At 41.1% G+C, this 24,002-nt stretch carries 25 protein-coding genes and 1 pseudogene; 23 read left to right on the top strand and 3 right to left on the bottom strand.

Features of this window, described 5'->3' with window-relative positions:
* The first annotated feature begins 186 nt into the window (after positions 1-186).
* From G631_RS0114160 to G631_RS21490, 15 genes are all read left to right on the top strand, one after another.
* Entirely contained in the window at positions 187-1,047 is an 861-nt protein-coding gene (locus tag G631_RS0114160; RefSeq protein WP_026490008.1) for an energy-coupling factor transporter ATPase, read from the top strand.
* A gap of 31 nt (positions 1,048-1,078) precedes the next feature.
* Entirely contained in the window at positions 1,079-1,930 is an 852-nt protein-coding gene (locus tag G631_RS0114155; protein ID WP_026490007.1) for an energy-coupling factor transporter ATPase, read from the top strand.
* Positions 1,924-2,727 (top strand): energy-coupling factor transporter transmembrane component T family protein, encoded by an 804-nt coding sequence (locus G631_RS0114150; RefSeq protein WP_026490006.1) that lies wholly within the window; start codon positions 1,924-1,926, stop codon positions 2,725-2,727. Before G631_RS0114155 ends, G631_RS0114150 begins: the two co-directional genes overlap by 7 nt.
* 101 nt (positions 2,728-2,828) lie before the next feature.
* Positions 2,829-3,614, top strand: a complete 786-nt coding sequence (gene truA, locus G631_RS0114145; protein WP_026490005.1) for a tRNA pseudouridine(38-40) synthase TruA — start codon at positions 2,829-2,831, stop codon at positions 3,612-3,614.
* Between the two features lie 375 nt (positions 3,615-3,989).
* Entirely contained in the window at positions 3,990-4,418 is a 429-nt protein-coding gene (gene rplM / locus G631_RS0114140; RefSeq protein WP_013280033.1) for a 50S ribosomal protein L13, read from the top strand.
* A 26-nt stretch (positions 4,419-4,444) separates the two neighbouring features.
* Positions 4,445-4,843, top strand: a complete 399-nt coding sequence (gene rpsI, locus G631_RS0114135; RefSeq protein ID WP_026490004.1) for a 30S ribosomal protein S9 — start codon at positions 4,445-4,447, stop codon at positions 4,841-4,843.
* 138 nt (positions 4,844-4,981) lie between these two features.
* Positions 4,982-5,893 carry a helix-turn-helix transcriptional regulator gene (locus G631_RS0114130; protein ID WP_026490003.1) on the top strand — a complete coding sequence of 304 codons (912 nt, stop codon included), beginning with the start codon at positions 4,982-4,984 and terminating at the stop codon, positions 5,891-5,893.
* A gap of 4 nt (positions 5,894-5,897) precedes the next feature.
* Complete coding sequence (locus G631_RS0114125) at positions 5,898-6,533, top strand: GyrI-like domain-containing protein (RefSeq protein ID WP_026490002.1); 636 nt, start codon at positions 5,898-5,900, stop codon at positions 6,531-6,533.
* Between the two features lie 2 nt (positions 6,534-6,535).
* On the top strand, positions 6,536-7,291 hold the full coding sequence (locus tag G631_RS0114120) for an N-acetyltransferase (RefSeq protein WP_026490001.1): 756 nt from the start codon (positions 6,536-6,538) through the stop codon (positions 7,289-7,291).
* A 62-nt stretch (positions 7,292-7,353) separates the two neighbouring features.
* Entirely contained in the window at positions 7,354-8,160 is an 807-nt protein-coding gene (locus tag G631_RS0114115) for a CPBP family intramembrane glutamic endopeptidase (protein WP_026490000.1), read from the top strand.
* 13 nt (positions 8,161-8,173) lie between these two features.
* Complete coding sequence (locus tag G631_RS21665; RefSeq protein ID WP_196803881.1) at positions 8,174-8,290, top strand: TetR-like C-terminal domain-containing protein; 117 nt, start codon at positions 8,174-8,176, stop codon at positions 8,288-8,290.
* A 187-nt stretch (positions 8,291-8,477) separates the two neighbouring features.
* Positions 8,478-9,497 carry an NAD-dependent epimerase/dehydratase family protein gene (locus tag G631_RS0114110; RefSeq protein ID WP_026489999.1) on the top strand — a complete coding sequence of 340 codons (1,020 nt, stop codon included), beginning with the start codon at positions 8,478-8,480 and terminating at the stop codon, positions 9,495-9,497.
* 30 nt (positions 9,498-9,527) lie between these two features.
* Positions 9,528-9,884 carry a dihydropteridine reductase gene (locus G631_RS0114105; RefSeq protein WP_026489998.1) on the top strand — a complete coding sequence of 119 codons (357 nt, stop codon included), beginning with the start codon at positions 9,528-9,530 and terminating at the stop codon, positions 9,882-9,884.
* 149 nt (positions 9,885-10,033) lie between these two features.
* Entirely contained in the window at positions 10,034-11,029 is a 996-nt protein-coding gene (locus G631_RS0114100; protein ID WP_026489997.1) for a serine hydrolase domain-containing protein, read from the top strand.
* Positions 11,030-11,169: 140 nt separating this feature from the next.
* Positions 11,170-12,234 (top strand): DUF3795 domain-containing protein, encoded by a 1,065-nt coding sequence (locus G631_RS21490; RefSeq protein WP_081671369.1) that lies wholly within the window; start codon positions 11,170-11,172, stop codon positions 12,232-12,234.
* A 38-nt stretch (positions 12,235-12,272) separates the two neighbouring features.
* On the opposite strand, the gene G631_RS0114090 is transcribed toward G631_RS21490, so the two are convergent.
* Complete coding sequence (locus G631_RS0114090; protein WP_026489996.1) at positions 12,273-12,932, bottom strand: Crp/Fnr family transcriptional regulator; 660 nt, start codon at positions 12,930-12,932, stop codon at positions 12,273-12,275.
* Positions 12,933-13,071: 139 nt separating this feature from the next.
* Here G631_RS0114090 and G631_RS0114085 point away from each other — a divergent pair, with 139 nt between their 5' ends.
* The 8 genes and pseudogenes from G631_RS0114085 (at position 13,072) to G631_RS19340 (ending at position 21,466) form a co-directional block, all read left to right on the top strand.
* Positions 13,072-13,761 carry an ATP-binding protein gene (locus G631_RS0114085; protein WP_026489995.1) on the top strand — a complete coding sequence of 230 codons (690 nt, stop codon included), beginning with the start codon at positions 13,072-13,074 and terminating at the stop codon, positions 13,759-13,761.
* 278 nt (positions 13,762-14,039) lie between these two features.
* Positions 14,040-15,782 carry an ABC transporter ATP-binding protein/permease gene (locus G631_RS0114080; protein ID WP_026489994.1) on the top strand — a complete coding sequence of 581 codons (1,743 nt, stop codon included), beginning with the start codon at positions 14,040-14,042 and terminating at the stop codon, positions 15,780-15,782.
* Positions 15,779-17,437 carry an amino acid ABC transporter ATP-binding/permease protein gene (locus tag G631_RS0114075; RefSeq protein WP_026489993.1) on the top strand — a complete coding sequence of 553 codons (1,659 nt, stop codon included), beginning with the start codon at positions 15,779-15,781 and terminating at the stop codon, positions 17,435-17,437. Before G631_RS0114080 ends, G631_RS0114075 begins: the two co-directional genes overlap by 4 nt.
* A gap of 795 nt (positions 17,438-18,232) precedes the next feature.
* A complete protein-coding gene (locus G631_RS0114065) occupies positions 18,233-18,793 on the top strand; it encodes an RNA polymerase sigma factor (protein WP_026489992.1) in 561 nt (186 codons plus the stop codon).
* Positions 18,790-19,995, top strand: a complete 1,206-nt coding sequence (locus G631_RS0114060) for a hypothetical protein (RefSeq protein WP_026489991.1) — start codon at positions 18,790-18,792, stop codon at positions 19,993-19,995. Before G631_RS0114065 ends, G631_RS0114060 begins: the two co-directional genes overlap by 4 nt.
* 176 nt (positions 19,996-20,171) lie before the next feature.
* Positions 20,172-20,246 (top strand): annotated as a pseudogene (locus G631_RS21660) (YoaP domain-containing protein); the annotation flags it as partial.
* A 271-nt stretch (positions 20,247-20,517) separates the two neighbouring features.
* Positions 20,518-21,180 (top strand): HD domain-containing protein, encoded by a 663-nt coding sequence (locus tag G631_RS20395; protein WP_026489990.1) that lies wholly within the window; start codon positions 20,518-20,520, stop codon positions 21,178-21,180.
* Between the two features lie 4 nt (positions 21,181-21,184).
* The gene (locus tag G631_RS19340; RefSeq protein WP_035789868.1) at positions 21,185-21,466 is read left to right on the top strand and encodes a flavodoxin family protein; all 282 of its coding nucleotides are present in this window, start codon (positions 21,185-21,187) and stop codon (positions 21,464-21,466) included.
* A 266-nt stretch (positions 21,467-21,732) separates the two neighbouring features.
* Here the strand turns inward: G631_RS19340 and G631_RS0114040 are convergent, their stop codons facing one another.
* Complete coding sequence (locus tag G631_RS0114040) at positions 21,733-22,884, bottom strand: IS91 family transposase (RefSeq protein WP_026489412.1); 1,152 nt, start codon at positions 22,882-22,884, stop codon at positions 21,733-21,735.
* On the bottom strand, positions 22,877-23,755 hold the full coding sequence (locus G631_RS0114035; protein WP_026489411.1) for a tyrosine-type recombinase/integrase: 879 nt from the start codon (positions 23,753-23,755) through the stop codon (positions 22,877-22,879). Before G631_RS0114035 ends, G631_RS0114040 begins: the two co-directional genes overlap by 8 nt.
* Positions 23,756-24,002 lie beyond the last annotated feature (247 nt).

Genomic DNA, 24,002 nt, shown 5'->3' with positions numbered 1-24,002 from the left:
AGCGTCAAAAGAAAATTTTGAAACCGGTATCGTTGTGATAAATTGAATAGAAAATTGCTTTCCTATTCAATAAAAACGCTCCGCTAAGAATACGCGCTCGGCGCGAACATGTTGCAAGCAACATGCTTTCTTGGTAAACTAACAATTGCTGATTAATACTGATTTATGGATGATACTATGAAAAAAATGATAAAGACAGATAATCTTGTATTTGAATATATCAGAAGAGATGAAGAGGGCAACGTAGAAGGAATAACCAGAGCGATAGATAAGGTTAACCTTGATGTCAGGCCTGGCGAATTCATTGCTATTCTGGGGCATAATGGTTCTGGAAAATCTACACTTGCCAAACATTTTAATGCTCTTCTTTATCCCACAGAGGGAGAGGTCTTCGTCGATGGAATGAATATCGAGGATGATCAGCATCTATGGGACATCAGACAGGAAGCTGGTATGGTGTTTCAGAATCCTGACAACCAGATCATCGGCCAGGTTGTAGAGGAAGATGTGGGATTTGGCCCTGAGAATATGGGAGTTCCAACAGATGAGATATGGGAAAGAGTTGATGAATCCCTTAAGACGGTTGGAATGCTGCAATTTAGAAAATCCTCACCAAACCATCTTTCAGGTGGTCAGAAACAGAGAGTGTCAATTGCGGGAGTAATTGCAATGCACCCCAAGTGCATTATCTTTGACGAACCAACAGCCATGCTTGATCCTAACGGACGCAAGGACGTTATCAGGGCAGCCAGGGCTCTTAATCAGGTTGAGAATATCACTATAATCCTTATCACTCATTACATGGAGGAAGTTATCTACGCTGACAGAGTCTTTGTAATGGACAAGGGACATGTAGAAATGACCGGCACTCCCAGAGAAATCTTTTCCCAGGTGGACAAACTAAAAGACCTGCGCCTTGGTGTTCCTCAGGTTACACTTCTGGCTCACGAACTTAGAAAAGCCGGATTGCCGCTTCCAGAAGGCGTTCTTACTAGAGAAGAACTTGTGGAAGAGTTAAAGAAAATCAAAAATACAGAGAATAATTAGTATAAGGGAAGTACATCTTCCGGAGAATGAAATGTCAATTATACTCGATCACGTAAACTATATATATGATGAAGACACTGCAATGGCTCATGCGGCCTTGATAGATGTGTGTCTTAATATTCCAGATGGCCAATTTGTGGGGCTTATCGGTCACACCGGATCTGGCAAGTCAACGCTCATCCAGCATATGAACGGGCTTGAGAAACCTACAAGTGGATGCGTTTTCTACAATGGACAGGATATAAATGACCCTGACTATGATAAAAAGAGCCTTCGCGCCAAGGTAGGACTTGTTTTTCAGTATCCTGAGCATCAGCTCTTTGAAACAGACTGCTTTAAGGACGTGTGCTTTGGCCCCAAGAACCTTGGTCTTCCTCAAAAAGAGGTGGAGCTCAGAGCTTATGAGGCTTTGAAACAGGTTGGATTTGACGATGAATATTTTTATCAGTCCCCATTTGACTTATCTGGTGGACAAAAGAGAAGAGTGGCTATAGCTGGTGTTCTTGCCATGAAGCCAGAGGTTCTTATTTTGGATGAACCTACTGCTGGCCTTGATCCCAAGGGACGAGAGGATATTCTGGGCCTTATAAAGAAGCTCCATGATGAAATGGGCATAACTATCATACTTGTAAGCCATAGTATGGACGATGTAGCTAATTATGTGGATAGAATCATCGTTATGAACAAAGGACGAGTAGCCTTTGATGACGTGCCTACAGAAGTGTTTAAGCATTACAAGGAACTTGAAGAAATTGGACTTGCTGCACCACAGGTCACATACGTGATGCAAGAACTTAGAGAAGCAGGCTTTCCGGTTGATACTAATGTAACCACACTGGATGCTGCAAAAATAGAGATATTGAAGGCTTTTGGAAAATGCTAAGAGACATTACACTTGGACAATATTATAGAACAGAATCAGTTATCCACAGTCTTGACCCCAGGGTTAAGCTTGTGGCTACCTTTGTTTTCATAGTTTCACTTTTTGTTGCTAATAACTTTGTAGGATATGTGATTGCAGCTCTTTTTCTTGCTATGTGCATTTACTTATCCAAGGTTCCGCCTAAATTCATCTTCAGGGGTATGAAGACAATCTTTTTCCTATTGATGATAACTATGGTGTTCAACCTTTTCCTCACACCGGGAAAAGAGCTTATTAGTATCTGGAAGCTGACTATAACCTATGAAGGCCTTAAGATGGCTATAATGATGGCAATCAGACTGATGTTCCTTATTACTGGATCGTCACTTATGACCCTAACAACTACGCCTAATAATCTTACAGACGGCCTTGAGAAGCTTCTAAGACCACTTAGACTGTTCAAGGTGCCTGTACATGAGATTTCCATGATGATGTCTATTGCTCTTAGATTTATCCCAATCCTCATGGAAGAAACTGACAAGATCATGAAGGCGCAGATGGCAAGAGGCGCAGATTTTGAGAGCGGCTCTATAATTAAAAGGGCAAAGAGCCTTGTTCCACTTCTTGTACCACTGTTTATCTCAGCCTTTAGAAGAGCCAATGATCTTGCAATGGCCATGGAAGCCAGATGCTACAAGGGCGGAGATGGCAGGACCAAGATGAAACCTCTTATTTATCAGAACAGGGATAGATTAGCTTACCTTGTGATATGGGCTTATCTTGGAATTATAATTGTAATGGGAAGAATTCTTTTCTGAAAATATACAATGAAGAATTGTGAAAAGATAAAGTCTGGAGCAGTTCTTATACCATACAATTATCAATTATATTGATTGAACAAAAGATATGGAATTTAGATATGAGTGATCTTAGGCGAATAATGCTGATAGTTTCATATGATGGTACAGCCTACAATGGATGGGCTGAGCAGACCAGTACGCCCAATACTATAGAGGGTGAGCTTAACCGTGCTATAGGAAGACTAACTGGAGAGGATGTCCACGTGATCGGTGCCAGCAGAACCGATGCCGGAGTGCATGCCTATGGAAACGTGGCTGTATTCGATACAGCTTCAACAATTCCGGGTGATAGATTTATATTTGCTGTTAACCATGAACTTCCTCAGGATATCCGTGTTGTAGAATCCAGAGAAGTGGCTGGGGATTTTCATCCAAGGCACTGCGATACTGAAAAGACCTATGAATACAGGATTGTGAATAGACAGACCATGGATCCTACCAGAAGGCTCTATGCATGTCACTTCAGTATGCCCCTGGATATCGGAGTTATGAATGATGCTGCTCACTACCTTGTCGGAGAGCATGATTTCACAAGCTTTTGCAATGTGGAATCCCAGGCCCTTAGCCATGTTCGCAGGATAAAAGATATTCGTGTCACCAGAAACGGTGATGAAGTGGTCATCTCTGTTACTGGCAATGGCTTTTTATACAATATGGTCCGAATAATAGCTGGAACCCTGATGCAGATAGGACGAGGAAAAGGCGGCCCATCAGAGATGAAGACTATACTTGATAAGAAAAACAGAGCGGCAGCAGGACCAACAGCTCCTCCTGAGGGACTTTTTCTTATGGAGTACAGATTTCTTGAGGGTATTCCAGGGCCAGAAGTGGATAACGCGGACTAGTACATTGACTCATCCATGATCAAACTCGAATACATCTACATAGCCGAAGGATATCGGTAATTCTAGATGCAAACCAAATTGCGTCGATTAGTTATCTGTAAGGAAATACAGATAATAAGATAAAAAATTGATTAATTTCTTGAAGAAATGGTTTTTTCACCTTGACAATTTGGCTTGCAAAGTCATATAATATCTTACTGTGTGACGGTATGTCCGTTTGCACAGTTTTCAGTCCTAAATGGACTGAAATAACGTGGTAATGTCATATTGATGTCCCGGTAAGCCTCAATATGTACATCGTTATAAATGCATCGATCAGGTGAAGGGTCAATGCAAGGTATCAATTAAGAGCAATTATTTACTGGAGGAAACACAATGAAAACTTATATGCCTAGTGCAACTACAGTTGAGAAGAAGTGGTATGTAGTTGATGCTACAGATATGACACTTGGACGTCTTGCTTCTAACGTTGCAAACGTACTTAGAGGAAAGAACAAGCCAATCTACACACCTAACATCGACACAGGTGATTATGTAATCGTTATCAACGCTGAGAAGATTAAGGTTTCTGGTAAGAAGCTTGACCAGAAGATGTATTGGCACCACACAGATTATGTTGGACATCACAAGGAGTTCTCACTTCGTCAGATGCTCCAGGACAAGCCTGAGAGAGTTATCGAGCATGCCGTTAAGGGAATGCTTCCTAAGGGATCTCTTGGAAGAGAGATGTACACAAAACTCCATGTATACGCAGGAGCTGAGCACCCACATGCAGCTCAGAAACCTGAAGTATTAACATTTTAATCGGGTAGTTGAAAGGAGAACATAAAATGGCAAAGTCAGCAAGTTACTACGGAACAGGTAGAAGAAAGAAGTCAATCGCAAGAGTTTACCTTGTATCCGGAAATGGAAATATAACAATCAACAAGAGACCTATCGATGAGTATTTCGGACTTGAGACACTCAAGGTTATCGTAAGACAGCCACTTGTAGCTACAGAGACATCAGACAAGTTTGATGTTGTTGTAACAGTAAGAGGCGGCGGCACAACAGGTCAGGCTGGTGCTATCAGACATGGTATTTCAAGAGCCCTTCTTCAGGCTGATTCAGATGAGTACAGACCTACACTTAAGAAGGCTGGATACCTTACAAGAGATCCTCGTATGAAGGAAAGAAAGAAGTACGGCTTAAAGAAAGCTCGTCGTGCTCCACAGTTCTCAAAGAGATGAGAATATCTGCAGTTGCAGATTTCAGAAACCCACAACCATCTGGTTGTGGGTTTTTTGTTGTTAAAAATAGTGTAGAATATAAACATGACATATAGATGACATGTTTGTGCTTGTATGATAATCATAGAAGGTGATCAAATGAAGATAGACAGACTGATTGGCATACTATCAATTCTTTTGCAAAAAGAGGTGACGACAGCTCCGGAGCTGGCTGAGCATTTCGAGGTGTCTAGAAGAACCATAAACAGAGATATTGAGACTCTTTGTCAGGCAGGAATACCAATTAAAACGACCCAGGGAGTTGGAGGCGGTATAAGCATCATGGATGGCTATAAGATGGATAGGACTCTTTTGACATCCCGTGACATGCAGATGATCCTGACGGGACTACGAAGTTTTGATAGTGTTAGTGGAAGCGGATATTATGGGCAGCTTATGGAGAAGCTCCAGGCAGGTTCTTCGGAGTTTATCAGCGGTAGGGATTCTGTCCTTATCGACCTGTCTTCTTGGTACAAGACATCGCTGGCTCCAAAGATATCTACTATTCAGGATGCGATAGAAAACAGGCATCTTTTGACCTTCCACTATTATGCTCAGGCGGGAGAAGGAAAACGAACTATTGAGCCATATTATGTAGTGTTTAAGTGGAGCAGCTGGTATGTCTATGGATGGTGTCAAAAGCGCAAAGATTATCGTCTATTTAAATTAAACCGCATGGTTAAAGTGGTTGAAACGGATAAAGGATTTGTCTGCAGAAACGCTCCATTACCTGATCTGTCTACAGAAAAGATATTTCCTGGTGGAATCAAGGTAAAAGCGCTGTTTTCAAAGGATGTAAAGTGGCGCCTGGTGGAGGAATTCGGACCAAACTGTTTTACGGAAACAGAGGATGGTAGACTTATGTTTACTGCGGATTACACGGACTCAGATAATTTGATCACATGGATAATGACCTTTGGAAATAAAGCAGAAGTGCTTGAGCCGGTAGAAGCCAGGAGGCAGATTTCAAAGATGGTACAGAAAATGGCGACGATTTACAAGGAGGAATAAAGACATGGCATTCGATTACAAGAAGGAGTACAAAGAATTCTACATGCCTAATGATACGCCTTCCATAGTGACGGTTCCGAAGATGAACTATATTGCCGTGAGAGGCGTTGGTGATCCCAACGAAGAGGGCGGAGGGTATAAGCAGGCTATAGGTCTTTTATATGCGATCGCATTCACTATCAAGATGAGTAAAAAAGGCAGTCATCAAATCGAGGGCTATTTTGATTATGTAGTACCTCCATTAGAAGGCTTTTGGTGGCAGAACGGAGTAGAGGGAATAGATTATGCTCGTAAAACTGATTTTAACTGGATATCTGTAATACGTTTGCCGGATTTTGCGACAAAGGAAGATTTTGATTGGGCTATTGCAGAAGCTACAGTCAAGAAAAAGGAAGATTTTTCCAAGGTGGAATTCTTCTCTTACGATGAGGGACTTTGTGTCCAGTGTATGCATGTTGGTGCCTATGATGACGAGCCTGCTACAGTGGAATTGATGCATAAGTTTGCGGAAGAGCAGGGATATGTTTTAGATATCACAGAAAATAGATTGCACCATGAGATTTACCTTAGCGATGCAAGGAAAGTGGTGCCAGAGAAGCTTAAGACGGTTATAAGACATCCTATTAGAAAGGAGAGCTGAAGATGGAGTATATAAGAGTATCCAAGGATAATCTTGAAGAAGAACACATCTGTTGTGCTATATCAAACAATAAAGATATACAGGTATCATCCAAGAAAGCCTGGCTTGCTGACAGATTTGATGAAGGGCTTGTTTTCTTAAAGAGTGTCGAACGCGGTAAATGCTTTATTGAATATATCCCGGCAGAGTATGCGTGGAATCCGATAAATGCACCGGAATATATGTATATCGATTGTCTGTGGGTTTCAGGTTCCTTAAAGGGACATGGATATTCAAGTGATCTTCTTAATGAGTGCATAAAGGACAGTAAGGAAAAGGGGAAGAAGGGAATTTGCATATTATCTGCTGCTAAGAAAAAGCCATTCCTTTCTGATCCTAAGTTTCTAGCATTCAAAGGCTTTCAAGTTTGTGATGAAGCCGATAATGGAATCCAGCTGTGGTATCTGTCCTTTGAAAAAAGTGTTGAAACACCATGCTTCAAGGAATGCGCAAAGCATCCTCGTATCGATGAAAAAGGATACGTGCTTTATTACACGAATCAGTGCCCATTTAATGCCAAGTATGTGCCTGTTTTGGAAGAGACTGCTAAGAACAATGGAATACCGTTTAGAGCAATCAGAATAGAGACCAGAAATCAGGCTCAGAATGCTCCAACACCAATTACCACATATGCACTGTTCTGTGATGGGGATTATGTAACTAATGAGCAAATGAATGATAAGAAGTTTTTAAAACTGGTCAATGCAAATCGCAATTGAACTAAGGTACAAATTGCATGATATCTTAAAAATAACAAAAACACTGAGAGGTACAAAAGGTAATGCAGAAGTTTTTCAAAAATCATACAGTGCTGGCAATTATAGTAGCATTTGTTTTAGAGTTGGTTATATATGAGGCAATATGGCAAATTATAAAGATATTTCGATTATCGTTTGGGGCATCTAATGTGGCGTTCTTTGTTAGGGAGATAATAACCAAGGTTTTGCCGTCATTTTTCATAGCATTTATCATAGGAACAACGGATTCATTAAAAAAACCATTTAGAAATTTAGGTAACAGTCTGTTATCAGGTGCAATAATATTGGCTATATCAATTATGGGAACTGTTGTAACTATAGTGGATACAATTAATGGTTTTGGCAGGTTTAAATCAGTAACTGAGATCTTTTTTTATATTTGTTTTGTCCTTATGATTGGCCTTTCTGAGGAATTGTTCATGAGAGGAACTGTAATGCAACTTATCATGGATAGGCTTGGTATAGAGGGAAAGAGAGCTGTACTATCCGTAGTTTTGGGAGCACTGTTTTTTGGGATATATCATTTTCAAAACTATTTTGCGAACGGGAATATTAAGGCGACATTGCTTCAGGTTCTTGCTAATACAATGTTTGGATTATTGATGTGTGCAATATATGTTAAGTGGCAGAATCTACTTGGAATGATTATTCTTCATGCTGCTTTGGATTTTATGACACTATCGAAGTACGGACTAATAGCTGGGAAATCTATTGCTGATAGAGCATCAAGCACTGGAGGAAATCTTAGACAGACAATAGTAAGCAATTCAGTTTTTGTGATTGCTGCAATCATTGTGATGATTCATAAAAAGAAGGGTTTCCAAACTTGATACTAAACAATGCATGGTCTTTTATCTTAAGGGCATTATCGGAGTTGTCACTGAGTGGGTACGAGGTGGATGCACCGAGTCAAAAGATGAGATCATAAGCGTCATACAGAAGTGTATCATCAAGCCATAACGCAGTAAAAACACTATATCGAATTTACAAATCAACACTTTTTACAAAACGTGTCGGGACCTGTACTCCTGAAATCAACACATTTTGCAAAAAGTGTTGTTCTTTTTGTGTGCTCATTTTCCTATAATGACTTCAAGCTCAAAGCAAAGAGCAAAAAACAAATTGAGAATAAGAAAGGAAAAGATAAATGAGCAAAACAAATAAGATGTATCTGGTAACAGGAGCAGCAGGATTTCTTGGAAGCACAGTCTGCAGAAAGCTTGTTGAAAGAAATGAAAAAGTAAGGGCGTTTGTCCTTGAAGGCGACAAGTCAGCAAAATATCTTCCTGAGGAAGTTGAAATAGCATACGGCGATCTTTGTAACAAAGATGACCTGGAAAGATTCTTTGAGACACCTGAAGATACGGAAGTAATTGTGCTTCATATAGCGAGCATCGTAACAGTAAATCCTGATTACAGTCAGAAAGTCATGGACGTAAATGTCGGTGGAACAGAAAACATCATAGAGATATGCAAAGAGCACAAAGTATCAAAGCTTGTCTATTGCTCATCAACAGGAGCAATACCTGAGGAAGAAAAAGGAACCATAAGAGAGTGCGAAGGATCTATTCCCCTTGATCCTGAGAGAATCAAAGGCTGCTACTCATTGTCAAAGGCTATGGCAACAAACGTGGTGCTCAAAGCTGCAAAGGAAGGCCTTAACGCCTGTGTTGTTCATCCGTCAGGAATCCTTGGACCTGAGGACTTTGCAATGGGCGAGACCACAAAGACTCTGGTTGATATCATCAATGGTGAGATGCCCGCCGGAATTGACGGAAGCTTTAATCTGTGTGATGTAAGGGATCTGGCTGACGGACTCATTGGAGCAGCGGATAAGGGAAAAAGCGGAGAGTGCTACATTCTTGGGAATGAGCCTGTCAGCTTTAAGGATTTTACAAAGCTTGTTTCAGAGGAGAGCGGTTGCAAGCAGATGAAGTTCTTTTTACCAATATCAGTAGCAAACCTGATTGCCGGGGTACTTGAGAAAAGAGCTAAGAAGACAGGAGAAAAGCCTCTTATGACAACCTTCTCTGTTTACAACCTGGCAAGGAACAACCGCTTTGATTCAAGCAAGGCAAGTAAGGATCTAGGCTATAACACAAGGTCATATAGAGAGACTATACGTGACGAGATCAGATGGCTAAAAGAAACAGGAAAGATCGCATAAAAAGACATTGAAGAAAAGGAGAAAAATACAATGAACGATTTAGATAAGGTTTATGCAGAAAGTGTTGCAAAGGATTACATGCCAAAGGAAACCAATAAGGTAAGGCAGCTTAAAAAGCTCGATGAAAGAGCAAAGCTTCCGGCATTTATATCAGCCATGACGCTGGGAATTATTGGGACTTTGATCTTTGGCGCAGGGATGTGCTTTGGACTTAGCGTCTTTGGAACAGGAGTAATTTTCATGGTAATTGGGGTGCTTCTTGGAATAGTAGGTGCTGCTGTCTGTATCATCAACTATCCTTTATACAAAATGCTCCTTAAAAAGGGCAAGGAAAAATATGCCTTTGTGATTCTGGAACTTGCAAAAGAGATAACAGGAGAAGCATAATGACGGAAAAAGCATGAAGATTGAAGGCCTGTCCGACAAGGGATATAAGCTTCCTGATAAAGATTTTTAAGATTTTTCTTGAAAACAATTTTTAATCATATTAGCCTTTTCTTAGGACGTCCGAATCATTCCTAAGAGGAGGCTTTTTAATGACGAAAGAACAACTTCATAAATACGTTTCTGAAAGCACCAGAAACGAGAGTAACATTTGTCAGATTTATGCGATTAAAGAAGGGCTGGATGTTTATGACGACTGCTGGCACGGATTTAAGACCTTAAATGCTATGAATGTCAATTCTGTTACCAAAGGAATTATGGCGTTACTTGTGGGAATTGCGTTGGACAAGGGCTTTATCAAAAACGTGGATCAAAAGGTGATGGATTTTTTCCCTGATTACATTGTAAAGCGTGGGGAGAAGACCATATATGATGTCACAATCAGAAATCTGCTCACTATGACAGCTCCTTATAAAGGCAGGTCAGAACCCTGGAAAAAGGTGTGTACTTCACAGGATTTTACATATGCGATACTTGATTATCTCGGAGGACGTAGCGGAATTACAGGTGAGTTCAGATATGCTACGCTTGGTATTCAGATTTTGGCAGGGATAATCGAGAAGGCAGCAGATGAGAAGTGCATAGATTTTGCCAACAATAATCTGTTTGCGCCGTTGAACCTTCCTGAGCGAATAGCGCATGGAGACAGCTCCAAAGAAGATCAGTTTGATTTTTTCATGAATAAGAATCCAAGGAAATATGAATGGTACAGCGACCCTCGGGGCTGCGTTACTGCGGGCTGGGGATTATGTATGTCAGCGAAAGATATGGCTGTAATCGGCGCTATGGTGTTGAATGATGGCCTGTATAACGGAAATAGAATAATCTCAGAAGAATATCTGAAAGATATGCTCTCTCCCCATCTCAAGCTAGGCGAACGGTTTGGCTTCATGAACTATGGCTACTTATGGTACAAACCCTATGATGATAAAGAGGTATATGCGGCGATTGGTGACAGCGGAAATATCATCTATATAAACAAAGAGAAAAAAGTATCTGTTGGAGTGACAGGTACGTTTAAGCCGAGGATATTTGACAGAGTGGATTTTATCGAGCAAAAGGTATTGCCTGCCATTGGCGTAGGATGACAATTGGGACGGGGTTAGTGGTCCACTTTTGGGCTTAAAGATTAAGGGTAAGGCTTGCCTATTTTAATATGACTTTACTAAAATGTAAGAAAGAACAATGGAATAATAATGCTGGATTAACCGATGAGAGAAGATAGATTATGGACAAATCATGGTCAGAAAACAATAAAGAAATACAGAAATTGCTGACGAAGGAAGCAACCTTTAAAGATGCTATTCAGAAGCTTTTGGCTTTCCGCGAGGAAATGTTTGAGCAGATTACTCAGATTGTGAGTGGATACCCGGATGAGGCCTTTGCCAAAATGCCTTTTGCGGGTGCAGATGGATATCACAGTAAAACCCTTGCCTATTCTATCTGGCATATTTTCAGGATTGAAGATATAGTTGCCCATGAGATGATAGCAGGGGATAGTCAAATTCTTTTTACACATGATTTTCATAATCGCATTGGCGCACCTATTATTACTACGGGTAATGAACTTCAGGGAAACGAGATTGCAGAGTTTTCAGAAAAACTGAATATTAAAGAACTATATCTGTATGTAAAAGCTGTAAAGGAGTCTACGGATCAGATTCTTGGAGATCTGACATACAAGGATTTAAAGCAAAAATTCGGCGGCGATGTAAAGGAAAAACTTATCCGCAGTAAATGTGTCAGTGAGAATGAGAATGCCTTTTGGCTGATTGATTACTGGTGCGGAAAGGATATTAAAGGACTGATTCAGATGCCATTTAGCCGTCACTGGATCATGCATATCGAAGCCATGCGCCGCATCAAGAATAAACTCTGCAAGATAGCACGAAAGGGTGTTGATCCTGTTGCTTATTGTGGCTTTTCCTGTAATCACTGTTTTCTTTCAGAGTGGTGCGGATCCTGCAGAACGAACTACAATGTCTGCTCTTTTGCCACCTGTGCTGAGGACAGAATATGTCCGAATGTGAAATGCTGTAAGGAAAAAGATTTGGACGGATGTTATGAGTGTGATGAGCTCGAAAATTGCAATAAAGGGTTCTATATTCCATCAAATGACGGAGCAAATGCAGCAAAGGCTCAGGCATTATATATACGGAAATACGGAAAGAAAGAGTTCTTAAAGGTTCATGACAGACTACATGAGAAGTATGACTTCCAAAAGACACAGGAAGTTTTGGGACAGGATTATAAGGAAGGACTGAGAATTCTGGAGGAAAGCTATATGGAATAAGGAATGTGGAAAAGGAGTTAAGATAATTAACGTTCAGGTTAATCTGCCTTAAGGAGCTTGAAGTGACTTTTTCTGTACTCAATCAGCCCTTCATCTTTCATATGAGACAGCTCTTTTGACATGTTGGTTCTTTCCAGGTTCAGATAATCTGCAAGTTGTTGTCTGTTGAAAGGAATATCAAATTCCTTCGAGCCTGTCTGAAGTGCAATTGCATTGAGGTATGACAAAAGACGCCCACGGCAGCTCTTTGATGAAGTATGAAAGCTCCGACCGGACAGAACAAGATTTTTCTGAGATGAGATAATAAGTATGTTTTTAAGGAGCTTTTCCTTCCAGGGAGAGCTCTTTTTGCAGTCATCAAGGAGGGTTTTTATATTGCAAAAGAGAATACGACAGTCCTCATTTGCTCTGACATCGACCAGAAGGACCTTCCCAAGAAGAGAGTAGGTTTCAGCAAAATATTGGTTTATTCCAACGTGGCTTAAAACAGTACGGTTGCCCCATACATCGTTACTTTCAATGGTAACACTGCCTGAGAGTACCATGCCTATCTTATCGGTCGAATCTCCGGCGTGTAGAATCAATTCTTCTTTTCGATATTTCTTTTCCCTGGCATCCAGTGAATCGAGGCATAACGACAGTTCTTTTGCTGTCATCCCTTGGAACAGTCTGCTTTTCTCCAGTACATTTATATCCATTATTTATCCTCATAAAATTATTTAGAATCAGACTCGGAAAAATTTTCAAAATGTGGTTTAAACAACATACTTATTACGAACAGTATATTATACTGACGGCATCAAAACAAGAATACAGTGAAACAAGAGAGGATTAACGATGGTAAGAAAGATAATAAAGATTGATGAAGAAAAGTGCAACGGCTGTGGCATCTGTGCAAATGCATGTCATGAGGGGGCTATAGATATTGTGGATGGAAAGGCAAAACTTGTAAGAGAAAACTTCTGCGACGGTTTTGGAGACTGTCTGCCTGGATGCCCAATGGGAGCAATCTCTTTTGAAGAGAGGGAAGCGCCTGCCTATGATGAAGCAGCAGTAAAAGCAGCACACGGATGTCCAGGGTCAAGATTTATGGCACTTAAGAGTAGCGTACAGGAGGACACTGATCCTGGACAGAATATGATTTCAAGAATGACCTCGCATCCCTCCAGACTGATGCAGTGGCCCTGTCAGATAAAACTTCTGCCGACACAGGCAGATTTCTATAATGGAGCCAGGCTCCTTATAGCAGCCGATTGTACAGCATATGCCTATGCAAACATGCATGAAGAGTTCATGAAGGGCAAGGTTACAATGATAGGATGCCCCAAGCTTGATGAGGGTGACTACACAGAAAAGCTTACAGATATCATTTCAAACAATGATATCGCCAGCGTGACCATAGTAAGAATGGAGGTTCCCTGCTGCGGCGGTCTTCAGAGAGCAGCAGAGAATGCAATAAGGAACAGCGGTAAGTTTCTTCCATGGCAGGTTGTGACGATTTCAAGGAATGGTGAGGTTTTTGAATAAATTTCCCAGTAATCATTTAATTCATGATAACGGATGCTCTGCTTGTGCAGGGCATCATTTTTTAAAATATTGTTAGCTATAACTAACGCAAAGTGGTATCATAAAACTGCAGGAAAGGTTCTATCTTATATACCTGATGACTTTGATGGAAGCCTTTTGGATGTTCCGGTAGGGACTGTTGTATTTACGGAAAAGAAATGGAATGCCACATAGATGGATCAATGGCATATTTTTAGTGCAAAAAATAATAAGCCGCTTTAAGGGAGTAAAGATAGGAAATGTTTGATAAGAGATTGATGGCTATGTGTCCAGAGAGCAAAAAATACATAGTGGGTAACATTATCTGCCAATGGGTTGAACTTATGATGAACGCAGTGATGATCTTTGTCATCGCAAATGCGGTAGGAAAGCTGTATCGCAAGGAAATGACCGTAAATGAGATGCTTATTTCTCTTGCGATACTTGCAGGTGTTCTCATTGTTCGGTTTGTCATGACAAAGCAAACGACGCAGATGAGCTATCGTGCATCGAAGACAGTAAAGCGCGTAATGAGAGAGCAGATATATAAAAAGATACTGAAGCTTGGGAATACATACAGAGAGCATGCGACAACCGCAGAACTTGTTCAGGAATCAGTGGAAGGTGTAGAACAGCTTGAAAGCTATTTTGGACAATACGTGCCGCAGTTTTTCTATGCATTTATCGCTCCAATCACCCTGTTTGTGTTGTTCGGTCTTGCGGGAAGTTTCAAGGTGGCAGGAGTGCTGCTTATCTGTGTTCCCCTCATCCCAGGAGCCATAATGATGGTCCAGAAGATTGCAAAGAAGCTTCTGTCCAAGTACTGGGATCAGTATGCGAAGCTTGGGAGCACCTTCCTAGAAAATCTTCAAGGGATGACAACTCTGAAAACATACAAAGCTGATGCTTATAAGAACGAACAGATGAACGCGGAATCCGAGAACTTCAGAAGGATTACTATGAAAGTTCTGACGATGCAGCTCAATTCCATTATCATCATGGATTTCTTCGCATACGGTGGTGCCGCACTTGGTATTGCACTTGCAGGAAAAAACTTTATAGACGGAAACCTTACGCTTCAGAGTACGGTCTTTATGATCCTTCTTTCAGCGGATTTCTTTCTTCCGATGAGAAAACTTGGCAGCTACTTCCATGTGGCTATGAATGGAATGGCCGCAAGCGATAGGATATTTAAATTCTTGAGCGAGGAAGAGCCAAAAGAAAAGACTGCGAGACTTTCCGAGATAGGGCTGGACATTAGACTTTCAGATGTCAGCTTTTCCTATGATGATGAAAAGCAGGTACTTGACCATATATCTGCGGATATAAAGGAGAATACATTTACGGGTATCGTGGGGGAGAGCGGAAGTGGTAAATCAACCATTGCATCTCTTATCATGGGACGAAATACGATTAAGCAGGGAACTCTTACTATTGCCGGAATAAACGTTTTTGATATCAACGAAGACAATCTTTTTATGAATATCAACTATGTAGGTATTGGCAGTACGTTCTTCAAAGGAACTGTGCGGGAAAACCTTCTTTTGGCGAATCCTGAAGCATCAGAGGAAGAACTTTGGAATGTGCTGACTGAGTGTAATATAGACGGATTCTTCAAGGAAGAAAAAGGACTGGACACTCTTCTTACGGAAAATGCGGGAAACCTTTCCGGCGGGCAGAAACAGAGGCTTGCTTTGGCAAGAGCAATCCTTCACGATGCGAAGGTATATATATTTGACGAGGCTACAAGCAATATTGATATCGAGAGTGAGGAACTTATCCTTTCTGGGATAAAGAAACTTGCTGAAAAAAAGACAGTTATCATGATCACTCACAGGCTTATGAATGTTGTGGATGCGGACAGAATCTTTGTTATGGATAACGGCAGGATCTCCGGATCGGGAACACATGTAGATCTTCTTGAAACGAATAACGTATACAGAATCCTGTGGAATACACAGAAAGAACTTGAGGACTACGGGAAGGGAGGTGTTATCGCATGAAAAAGCAAAACAAAGCGCTGATTCTGTTAAGAATGCTTAAGCTTGTAAAGCCTCTCTCCGGCTTTATGATCCTGGCTGTCGTGCTCGGAACACTTGGCTTCCTTACAGCAGAGTTCATTCCGATACTTGGTGGAGAAGCAATTCTCATAGGGCTTGGGATACAAACAAAGTTATCTTGGAACATGCTTGTATGGCTGCTTTTATCATTTGCGATACTGCGAGCGATATTCAGGTTTACAGAGCAGCGGACAAATCATTATATAGCATTTACGCTGCTCGCGATCATAAGAGACAAAGTGTTTAAAGCACTCAGAAGGCTATGCCCTGCAAAGCTTGAAGGAAGGGATAAAGGAGATCTGATATCTCTCATCACATCGGATGTGGAGCTTCTGGAGGTGTTTTATGCACATACTATCTCGCCGATATGCATCGCTATAGTATCGGAAACGATTATGTGCCTGTTTATCGGAAGCTTTCACCCGCTTCTTGGTATCGCAGCACTAATTGCGTTTACTCTTGTAGGCGTGATTCTTCCCGTGATCATTTCAAAGCGGAGCGGTACAACGGGCGATGAACTTCGGGCGCAGTCAGGAGAACTTTCAGCACATATGCTTGAAAGCATAAGGGGAATCGATGATATGCTTCAGTATTCCTTTGGAGAAAAGAGACTGAAAGAGATAAGTGATAAAACAAGAGCGCTTTCAGAGAGACAGGGAGTTTTGAGTAAGCTTACCGGAACCAACATGGCGATAGCAAATATGCTGATACTAATCTCCGATATCGCAATGCTGATGGTTTGCGCATGGCTTTATCAAGCCGGGCAGATTGGATTTGACGGATTCCTTATACCGATGATCGCTCTCATGTCATCCTTCGGACCTGTTACCGCACTTGCGGCACTTGGTACAACTCTTCAGAGTACAGTGGCTTCAGGTGCAAGAGTCCTTGCAATCATAGACGAAGAGCCGGAGACGGAAGACATAACAGGGAAGGCATCTGTAGATTTTGACGGTGCGGAAGTAAAAAATGTTTCTTTTGCCTATGCAGGAGAAAATGTGCTGAATAACATATCGCTGCAGGTGCCAAAGGGAAGGATTGTCGGTATTGTTGGAAAGAGTGGGTGTGGCAAGTCTACACTTTTAAAGCTTCTCATGAGATTCTGGAATGCCTGTAATGGAGAAATCTCGGTATCCGGAAGAAATGTAAGTGAGATAAACACAGCGGATCTTCGGGACATGGAAAGCTACATGACTCAGGAAACAGAGCTTTTCAAAGATACGATTAGTAACAATATCCGCATCGGAAAACTTGATGCAACTGACGAAGAAGTTGTGCAGGCATGCAAAAAGGCTTCTATACATGACTTTATTATGACGCTTCCGAAGGGCTATGAAACCGAAGTCGGAGAGCTGGGAAGCACCTTGTCCGGCGGTGAGAGGCAGAGAATAGGACTTGCAAGGGCGTTTCTTCATAATGCACCGTTTATGCTTCTCGACGAACCAACAAGCAATCTTGATAGTCTCAATGAAGCTGTGATTCTGAAATCTCTTAAAGAAGAAGGGAGAGAAAAGACTGTCCTCCTTGTATCTCACAGAGAGTCAACCATGAGGATTGCAGAGAAAACATTGGCGATGGAAGGCGGACGGATTTCGTGAATAAGACGGAAAAAAACGTGAACGTGAGAAAGAGCATATGCTAAGTATCTTTCTGACGAAATCTTTTGCCAGAAAGTTTATTGGAAAAAGCGATATGAACAAGCCTGAAGATGTATTAAAAGCAAAACAGAAAGAGAACTAAGTCGCTGCGCCACAGCCTTGGCAGGCCGTCGCGCAGCGACTTAGTTCAATTTCAGTATTATGTACGATGACAAAGTGTGGGGCGGAATTTACGAAATATGCCTTAACAAGGTGTTTATGTTTTCTGAAGGCATATTTTTTATATAATTATCGATCTTTGATTTGCCTTTGTATGCCTTAAATGGCCCTTTTTATCTATTAAAGGCATACATTGCGTATGGAAAACCTTCACTGGCACCAAAATGTATGCCCTATAGCTATATTTTTTCTTCTATAAGGCATACATTGAAAAATTTTCAGTTTTTGACTAAACCATCAATGATTCCCTAATTTAGTCACTCTTTTTGAAGTCTAATTATATGAATAAGAAAATCTAAATGAGGATAATAAGTTCTATCGGAAGAAAAACCTTTGATTTCCAGGATAAACGAGAGAGTATGCATTTTTCTGTAAATATGGGTATTATATGTTAATTAAAATCTATGAGGAAGCAATCAGAATGGTTGCTTCCTTTTTTGGCTATTCCTTTTGCCTTTGACGGACGAGGGCTTTTTAACCATGTGCTATAATAAATCCTGCATTTTATGTGACGAATCTCTCGGTTTTCCGATCTATATATATGAAAGGCCTTATCACTAGAGAAAGGAGCAGAGCATGGAAGATAACCAGATTGTAGACTTGTACTGGGCGCGCTTTGAAAAAGCTATATCTGAAACATCTAACAAGTACGGGCACTATTGTTATTATATCGCCTATAACATTCTACATAGTAAAGAAGACAGCGAAGAATGTGTCAACGACACATATCTAAATGCATGGAATGCCATGCCGGATCAGCGACCAAACATACTATCCGCTTTTCTTGGCAGAATTACCCGTAATCTGTCATTGCAAAGATGGGAAAAATATACGGCCCAAAAGCGTGGAGCAGGTCAGGTTCCACTTGCACTTGATGAATTGCAGGACTGCATTCCAGCAACGGATAAAACTGTCCATATCGTCGATGATCTTATGCTGGCAGACCTGCTGAATCGTTTTCTTGCGTCGCTGACAGCTGAAAAAAGAATAATCTTCATGCGTCGGTATTGGTATTTATGCCCTGTCGCAGAAATAGCGTCAGATTTTGCTATCTCTGAAAGCAAGGTAAAAATGTCTCTGCTTCGCTCCAGAAATGAGCTAAAGCTGCTTTTGACGAAGGAGGGAATTGACTTATGAAGGAAGAACGCCTGTTGAGTGTTCTCGGTAAAGTTGACGAACAATATATTATTGAGGCAATGCCATCAAAACAAAAAATCAGAAAGCCCATATGGGTTAAGTGGGTAGCGGCTGCAGCATGCCTTTGCTTAATCGTTGGAGGATTCGTTGCAATCACCCGACCTGGTGAAACGCCCCCTATCATTTCAGGAGAACTTTCTCAAATTGTGATTCCTGAATATGAAAGCGGTGGCATGGGATTCGAGGGGTTGATGTACTACAGCGCGGAGGAATTAGAAAATGGAAATCCTTGGTGTGAGGACATAGCGTTGGAAACACTACCTGTTTTCAGAAACGATAGCTATGATCCATCCGGCGCTGGCGTGCCGATCGGCTTAAGTGAAGCAGAGATGACTGAAGAACTAGAAAACGCCGCAAAAGCTTTGGGCTTGGATATTCTGGAAACCGAAACTGAAACAATTGTTACAGAGAGCGAGGATGGCACATTTATTCCCGGTGATGTTATTTGCAATATGCGTGCGATTACGGGAAGCGGGAACTTAATAGTATATGCTAATGGGGAGCTGGTGTATGATCTGCCTGGCGGCTATGAACTCCCTGATGAGTATCATTTTACCTATAGCAACACTTCTGACTCGGAAGCGGAAGCAGTCATGACTTATTTGACGGAAACATACGCCGCTTTTTTGGATTTTGATCATCCTGAGATTGTGTTGCAGGGAGATTATACTTTCGATGGAGAATATACACGCAGTTACTTAGTCTATGATACCGGAATAGATATGACAGAAAGAATACTTAATTTCAATTTCCGTACCGCGCAATTTGCACCAGATGATAATGGAAATCTGATGCTGATCAGGCTTAACGATGGCCTTCGCATGGCTGAAAAGCTTGGGGACTATCCATTGATTTCCGTTTCAGAGGCGAGGGAAAAGCTGTTGGATGGTCAATATCAGACGAGTGTCCCTGTTGCCATGCCCGGAGAAAAGTATATTGCAAAGGTGGAACTGGTCTATCGTTCCGGGCCGATGGAAGAAACATTACTCCCGTACTACCGGTTCTATGTTGAGTTGCAGGATGCAGACGGATGGCAGATGACGCAAAGCAATGGTCTAAAAACTTATGGTGCCTATTATGTTCCAGCAATCCAAGACGATTATATCTCTAACCTATCAACCTATAGCGGAGGATTTAACTAACAAAGTTTTGCCCTGCAAGCCTCAAACTTGCATGGAGTTTTATGTATGCAAAAGCTAATTTAGAATTATTGAATAGTATCAAAAAATATATTTGCAGATATCATAAAAAGAAGTGAAAAAGGTATTTAGAAAGATTTTTGTAGGAATAGGAATTACGATAGTATCGATACCAATCTTTCTTCTGTGATGGCGAGTACGTGACCAACGAGCAGATGAATGATAAGAAATTCCTTAAGCAGATTGGGAAGTAAGAGTTATAGAGAGACTTTTCATGATTATAATTCGTGATAGTCTCTTTTTTCTTGTGCCCTAATATAGTATCATCAAAGAAACATAGAAGTGATGCGCATTCTTGGAAGATTAATGACTGGAGGACTAAATGACTAGAATGTACTTCGTTAGGCACGCAGAACCAGACAAAACTGTGGAGGATGACAGGACAAGACCGCTTTCTAAGAAAGGTCTTTCTGATAGATAAACGAAATAGGGCATAAAGAAAAAAGCAAATAAAGGGGATACAAAATGTCTTTATCAGAAAGAGCACTAGCGATACTTGATCGATACAATAAAACAGAAGATGTGATAGAAACCACCAAGAAATTTGTTTATGAGATGCTTGGACCAACGCCTGATAGAGGCGACATGCTCTATCGCTACGAACATTCAATACGAGTTGCAGAAAACGGCAGGATGATCGCGATTGCTGAGAACCTCCCTGTCACCGATACTGTTGTTGCCTGCCTTCTTCATGACGTTGGCTACAGAGAATGTGGTGACGACTGGCGCATACATCCACAGGTAAGCGCCGATATTGCCGCAGAGTATTTTGCCAGAATAGGCTATGATCATGATATGGCAAAAGAAATAGTGCAGGGAATCGGAAGGCATAATCTGACTGACACTTTACCTGAGGATATGAGCGTATTCCAGACCACCATCAGAGACAGCGATGATATCGACAGATTCGATATTATTAGGATTGCAATGGCTATGGGCAGCTCTGTTCACGAAAAGACAAATGTCGAGATCATCGAATCCTGTCAAAAGCAGATTGATATAGCTAGATGGTACATGACACTTCCAAGGGGAACTAAGACCGCCAAGGATATGATGGATAAAGAACTAACTCAGAGAATTGAACTTCTTGAACAGATCATAGCGCAGGCTAAGAAAGGCTTTGAATAAAACAATGAATGCTTTAATCATTAATTGCAGTCCTGTAAAAACGGGAGCTACAGCAGAAATTGTAAACATCATAGATAAAGAAATATCATCTAGATATAACACAAAATGCATCTGCATAGATGACTATTCTTTTGAGTTCTGCAAAGGGTGTAGAGCCTGCCACAGCACAGCAAAGTGTGTTATGGATGACGACATCCTCAAAATCATGGATGAGTTCGACAATGCAGACGTCATTGTATCTGTATCACCTTCCTACTGGGCTGACATTCCAGGACAGTATAAATAGTAACGTGAACAATCGGTGTAAGACCAAACAAAAAAACAGACTTCATATATCCTAAATCTGTCCTTTTGTTTGGGCTTCAGACCGATTTTCATCAGAGTGAACTAAGTCGCGTCCGGGGGGCTGTGGAATTTCAATCTGCCACCATCTATATAAATCTTATCATTGTTTCCGGCTAAAGGACATCAGTCATTCTCAAATACAGTCTTTATTCCACGCAAAATAAGCCTTCGTGAAAAGGCTTGTCTATCGATATGAGATCCATTTATTCAACAAAGCATATATCTGCCGTCCAAGCGAAAAGTGATGAGAGGTTCACCACATTTGGAACATTTGCAAATGTCATGGTTGTAAAGAATCTTGATTTTTTCAGCAGTTGTCTTACCTCTGAGCCTGGAAAGATACTGCTCGCATCCAAGAAGATTCCTGCATAGAGTCATTTTCTGTGCTTTGCATCTGCAGGCAAGTAACCCATAGTAGCGTATTCTTACAAATCCTTTAGGAAGTATGTGCAGAAGAAAGCGAGACACAAACTTTTCTCCTGAGATAGTCATAGGCCTGTACTTGCCATCTACACGGTAGTCCTTTGCCGCGAAGGTTACATTCTCAGAATCTATACTTAGAATTCGACTGTTGCTTATAGCAATTCTGTGAGTATATTTACCCAGGTATTTAAAGACTTCCTGTGCTCCTTTGAATGTTCGCTTGGAATAAACAACCCAATCCATGGCGTAGAGCTTATCAAGTAGACTTTTGAACTCATAGGTATTCCTTAGCTTTTCAGCTCCACCGGTATAAGATAGCTTCTTGGACTCATAAAGGTATTTAAGTTCTTCTAGATAGTATCTTTTGAAGACAGCTGACATAACCTTAACTGGCAAGAAGAATTTATTTCCTTTGTCCTTCCAATGATTCTTGGCATCAAGTCCACCACCCAGAACTATCGTATGAATATGCGGATGATAATTAAGCTTGGATCCCCATGTGTGAAGAATACAGATGTAGCCTATCTTTGCGCCAAAATGTTTGGTATCTTTGGAAAGCTCGGACAGAGTCTTATTAGTTGCATGGTAGAGTGCATCATAAAGAAGCTTCTGATTGGAGTAGATCAAAGGATACAAAAGCCCCGGCACAGTAAATACAGTATGGAAGTACGGCGCATCCAGTACATCTTCACGTCGAAGGTCTATCCACTCATCAACTTCCATTGCCTGGCACATGGGGCAGTGCCTGTTCTTGCAGGAGTTGTAATGTATAAACTTTGAATGACAGGATTCACACTCACTTACATGCGCACCCATTTCTGCAGTGCGGCAGGATCTTATACACTGGATTGCTCTGAATTGCTCATCAGAAAATGATCTGTCAGCGACCATAGGCAGGAACTGCTCAAATACATCCTGTATGGTCACGTTATTCATCCCCTTTGCCCTCATTGTCTTTTGAAGCATCTTCCTCTATTGGAAGATCAAAAGGACTCTTGACTCCCATAATTGCTTTATTCGTCACATGAACGTAAATGGCAGTGGACGAAGGAGATTTGTGTCCTAGCAGAGTCTGTACATACTCTCTGGGCGTTTCATTTTCTATAAGATGTGTAGCAAAAGAATGGCGTAGGATATGAGGGTGTACATCAATCCCTGCTTCTGCACCAATTCTTTTTAGCATGATCTCGATACCGCCTGTTTTCAAAGGCTTATGAGGCTTGCGAAGAGTAACAAATAGAGTGTCTCTTTCCTCCGGGCATTCATGCCAGTATTGCTTTAGAAGTTCAAGCGTCCGTTCTGAAAGAATGCTCCAATGATCACCATGATTTTTGCTGTTACGGACATGAATCTGCATAGTGGACATATATATATCACCAGGAGCAAGCTTCACAACTTCACCTACCCTTAATCCAGATGAATAGATCAATGCAATGATTGCTTTGTTTCGGGTGTTTTTGGCTGTATTTACAAGCTTTTCTATTTCAGAGCGGGTTAAGACTTGTGGGAGAGTCCATTCCAGCTTCATGCGTGGAACAATGTCGTGGTTCCATGGCTGATGGAGTATATGCTTATAAAAAAATGTGAGCGCAGAATTAATACCATTGCAATATCCCGTCGTTTTCCCATCCTTACGTTTCTCCAGTATATAGTCGCGGGCATTGTAAATAGTCAGCTCATCAATGTTTTCGCAATCATTCCATGCGATAAATTTGCTGATATGATACTCATATATACTGCAGGTTCGCGGTGATAAGTTTCTGATAAAGCACTCCTCTTTGAGTTGCTTTCTAATTTCGTTATTCATTAAAAATCCTCCAGAATTAAATATTTTCAGTGATAAAAAACATTCTTCCGGAGGAGGGCGGACTCTCAGCAGTAAAGAGTTGTGAAGAAATACAGAAAATGTTAATCTTTTCATAGGCGGAAGTAGTGGTTTTGTTTTGGTGTGGTAACTTAAACAATACTCCTTTTAGGAGTCACTATCTACCGCCTTTCTAAAAGTAAAAACGCTGCGCACAGCCTTGGCAGGCCGTCGCGCAGCGACTTAGTTC

Origin of the sequence: Butyrivibrio sp. XBB1001 (genome assembly GCF_000424505.1) — a bacterium.
Classification (GTDB): domain Bacteria; phylum Bacillota; class Clostridia; order Lachnospirales; family Lachnospiraceae; genus Butyrivibrio.
Note: the sequence above shows the minus strand (reverse complement) of the source record. Positions and strands in the feature narration are given on the sequence as shown.

Excerpts from the sequence above, each read along its gene's own strand:
- G631_RS0114160 (WP_026490008.1), top strand. The coding sequence starts at position 187 with ATGATAAAGACAGATAATCTTGTATTTGAATATATCAGAAGAGATGAA.
- G631_RS0114155 (WP_026490007.1), top strand. The coding sequence starts at position 1,079 with ATGTCAATTATACTCGATCACGTAAACTATATATATGATGAAGACACT.
- G631_RS0114150 (WP_026490006.1), top strand. The coding sequence starts at position 1,924 with ATGCTAAGAGACATTACACTTGGACAATATTATAGAACAGAATCAGTT.
- truA (WP_026490005.1), top strand. The coding sequence starts at position 2,829 with ATGAGTGATCTTAGGCGAATAATGCTGATAGTTTCATATGATGGTACA.
- rplM (WP_013280033.1), top strand. The coding sequence starts at position 3,990 with ATGAAAACTTATATGCCTAGTGCAACTACAGTTGAGAAGAAGTGGTAT.
- rpsI (WP_026490004.1), top strand. The coding sequence starts at position 4,445 with ATGGCAAAGTCAGCAAGTTACTACGGAACAGGTAGAAGAAAGAAGTCA.
- G631_RS0114130 (WP_026490003.1), top strand. The coding sequence starts at position 4,982 with ATGAAGATAGACAGACTGATTGGCATACTATCAATTCTTTTGCAAAAA.
- G631_RS0114125 (WP_026490002.1), top strand. The coding sequence starts at position 5,898 with ATGGCATTCGATTACAAGAAGGAGTACAAAGAATTCTACATGCCTAAT.
- G631_RS0114120 (WP_026490001.1), top strand. The coding sequence starts at position 6,536 with ATGGAGTATATAAGAGTATCCAAGGATAATCTTGAAGAAGAACACATC.
- G631_RS0114115 (WP_026490000.1), top strand. The coding sequence starts at position 7,354 with ATGCAGAAGTTTTTCAAAAATCATACAGTGCTGGCAATTATAGTAGCA.
- G631_RS21665 (WP_196803881.1), top strand. The coding sequence starts at position 8,174 with ATGGTCTTTTATCTTAAGGGCATTATCGGAGTTGTCACTGAGTGGGTA.
- G631_RS0114110 (WP_026489999.1), top strand. The coding sequence starts at position 8,478 with ATGAGCAAAACAAATAAGATGTATCTGGTAACAGGAGCAGCAGGATTT.
- G631_RS0114105 (WP_026489998.1), top strand. The coding sequence starts at position 9,528 with ATGAACGATTTAGATAAGGTTTATGCAGAAAGTGTTGCAAAGGATTAC.
- G631_RS0114100 (WP_026489997.1), top strand. The coding sequence starts at position 10,034 with ATGACGAAAGAACAACTTCATAAATACGTTTCTGAAAGCACCAGAAAC.
- G631_RS21490 (WP_081671369.1), top strand. The coding sequence starts at position 11,170 with ATGGACAAATCATGGTCAGAAAACAATAAAGAAATACAGAAATTGCTG.
- G631_RS0114090 (WP_026489996.1), bottom strand. The coding sequence starts at position 12,932 with ATGGATATAAATGTACTGGAGAAAAGCAGACTGTTCCAAGGGATGACA.
- G631_RS0114085 (WP_026489995.1), top strand. The coding sequence starts at position 13,072 with ATGGTAAGAAAGATAATAAAGATTGATGAAGAAAAGTGCAACGGCTGT.
- G631_RS0114080 (WP_026489994.1), top strand. The coding sequence starts at position 14,040 with ATGTTTGATAAGAGATTGATGGCTATGTGTCCAGAGAGCAAAAAATAC.
- G631_RS0114075 (WP_026489993.1), top strand. The coding sequence starts at position 15,779 with ATGAAAAAGCAAAACAAAGCGCTGATTCTGTTAAGAATGCTTAAGCTT.
- G631_RS0114065 (WP_026489992.1), top strand. The coding sequence starts at position 18,233 with ATGGAAGATAACCAGATTGTAGACTTGTACTGGGCGCGCTTTGAAAAA.
- G631_RS0114060 (WP_026489991.1), top strand. The coding sequence starts at position 18,790 with ATGAAGGAAGAACGCCTGTTGAGTGTTCTCGGTAAAGTTGACGAACAA.
- G631_RS20395 (WP_026489990.1), top strand. The coding sequence starts at position 20,518 with ATGTCTTTATCAGAAAGAGCACTAGCGATACTTGATCGATACAATAAA.
- G631_RS19340 (WP_035789868.1), top strand. The coding sequence starts at position 21,185 with ATGAATGCTTTAATCATTAATTGCAGTCCTGTAAAAACGGGAGCTACA.
- G631_RS0114040 (WP_026489412.1), bottom strand. The coding sequence starts at position 22,884 with ATGAATAACGTGACCATACAGGATGTATTTGAGCAGTTCCTGCCTATG.
- G631_RS0114035 (WP_026489411.1), bottom strand. The coding sequence starts at position 23,755 with ATGAATAACGAAATTAGAAAGCAACTCAAAGAGGAGTGCTTTATCAGA.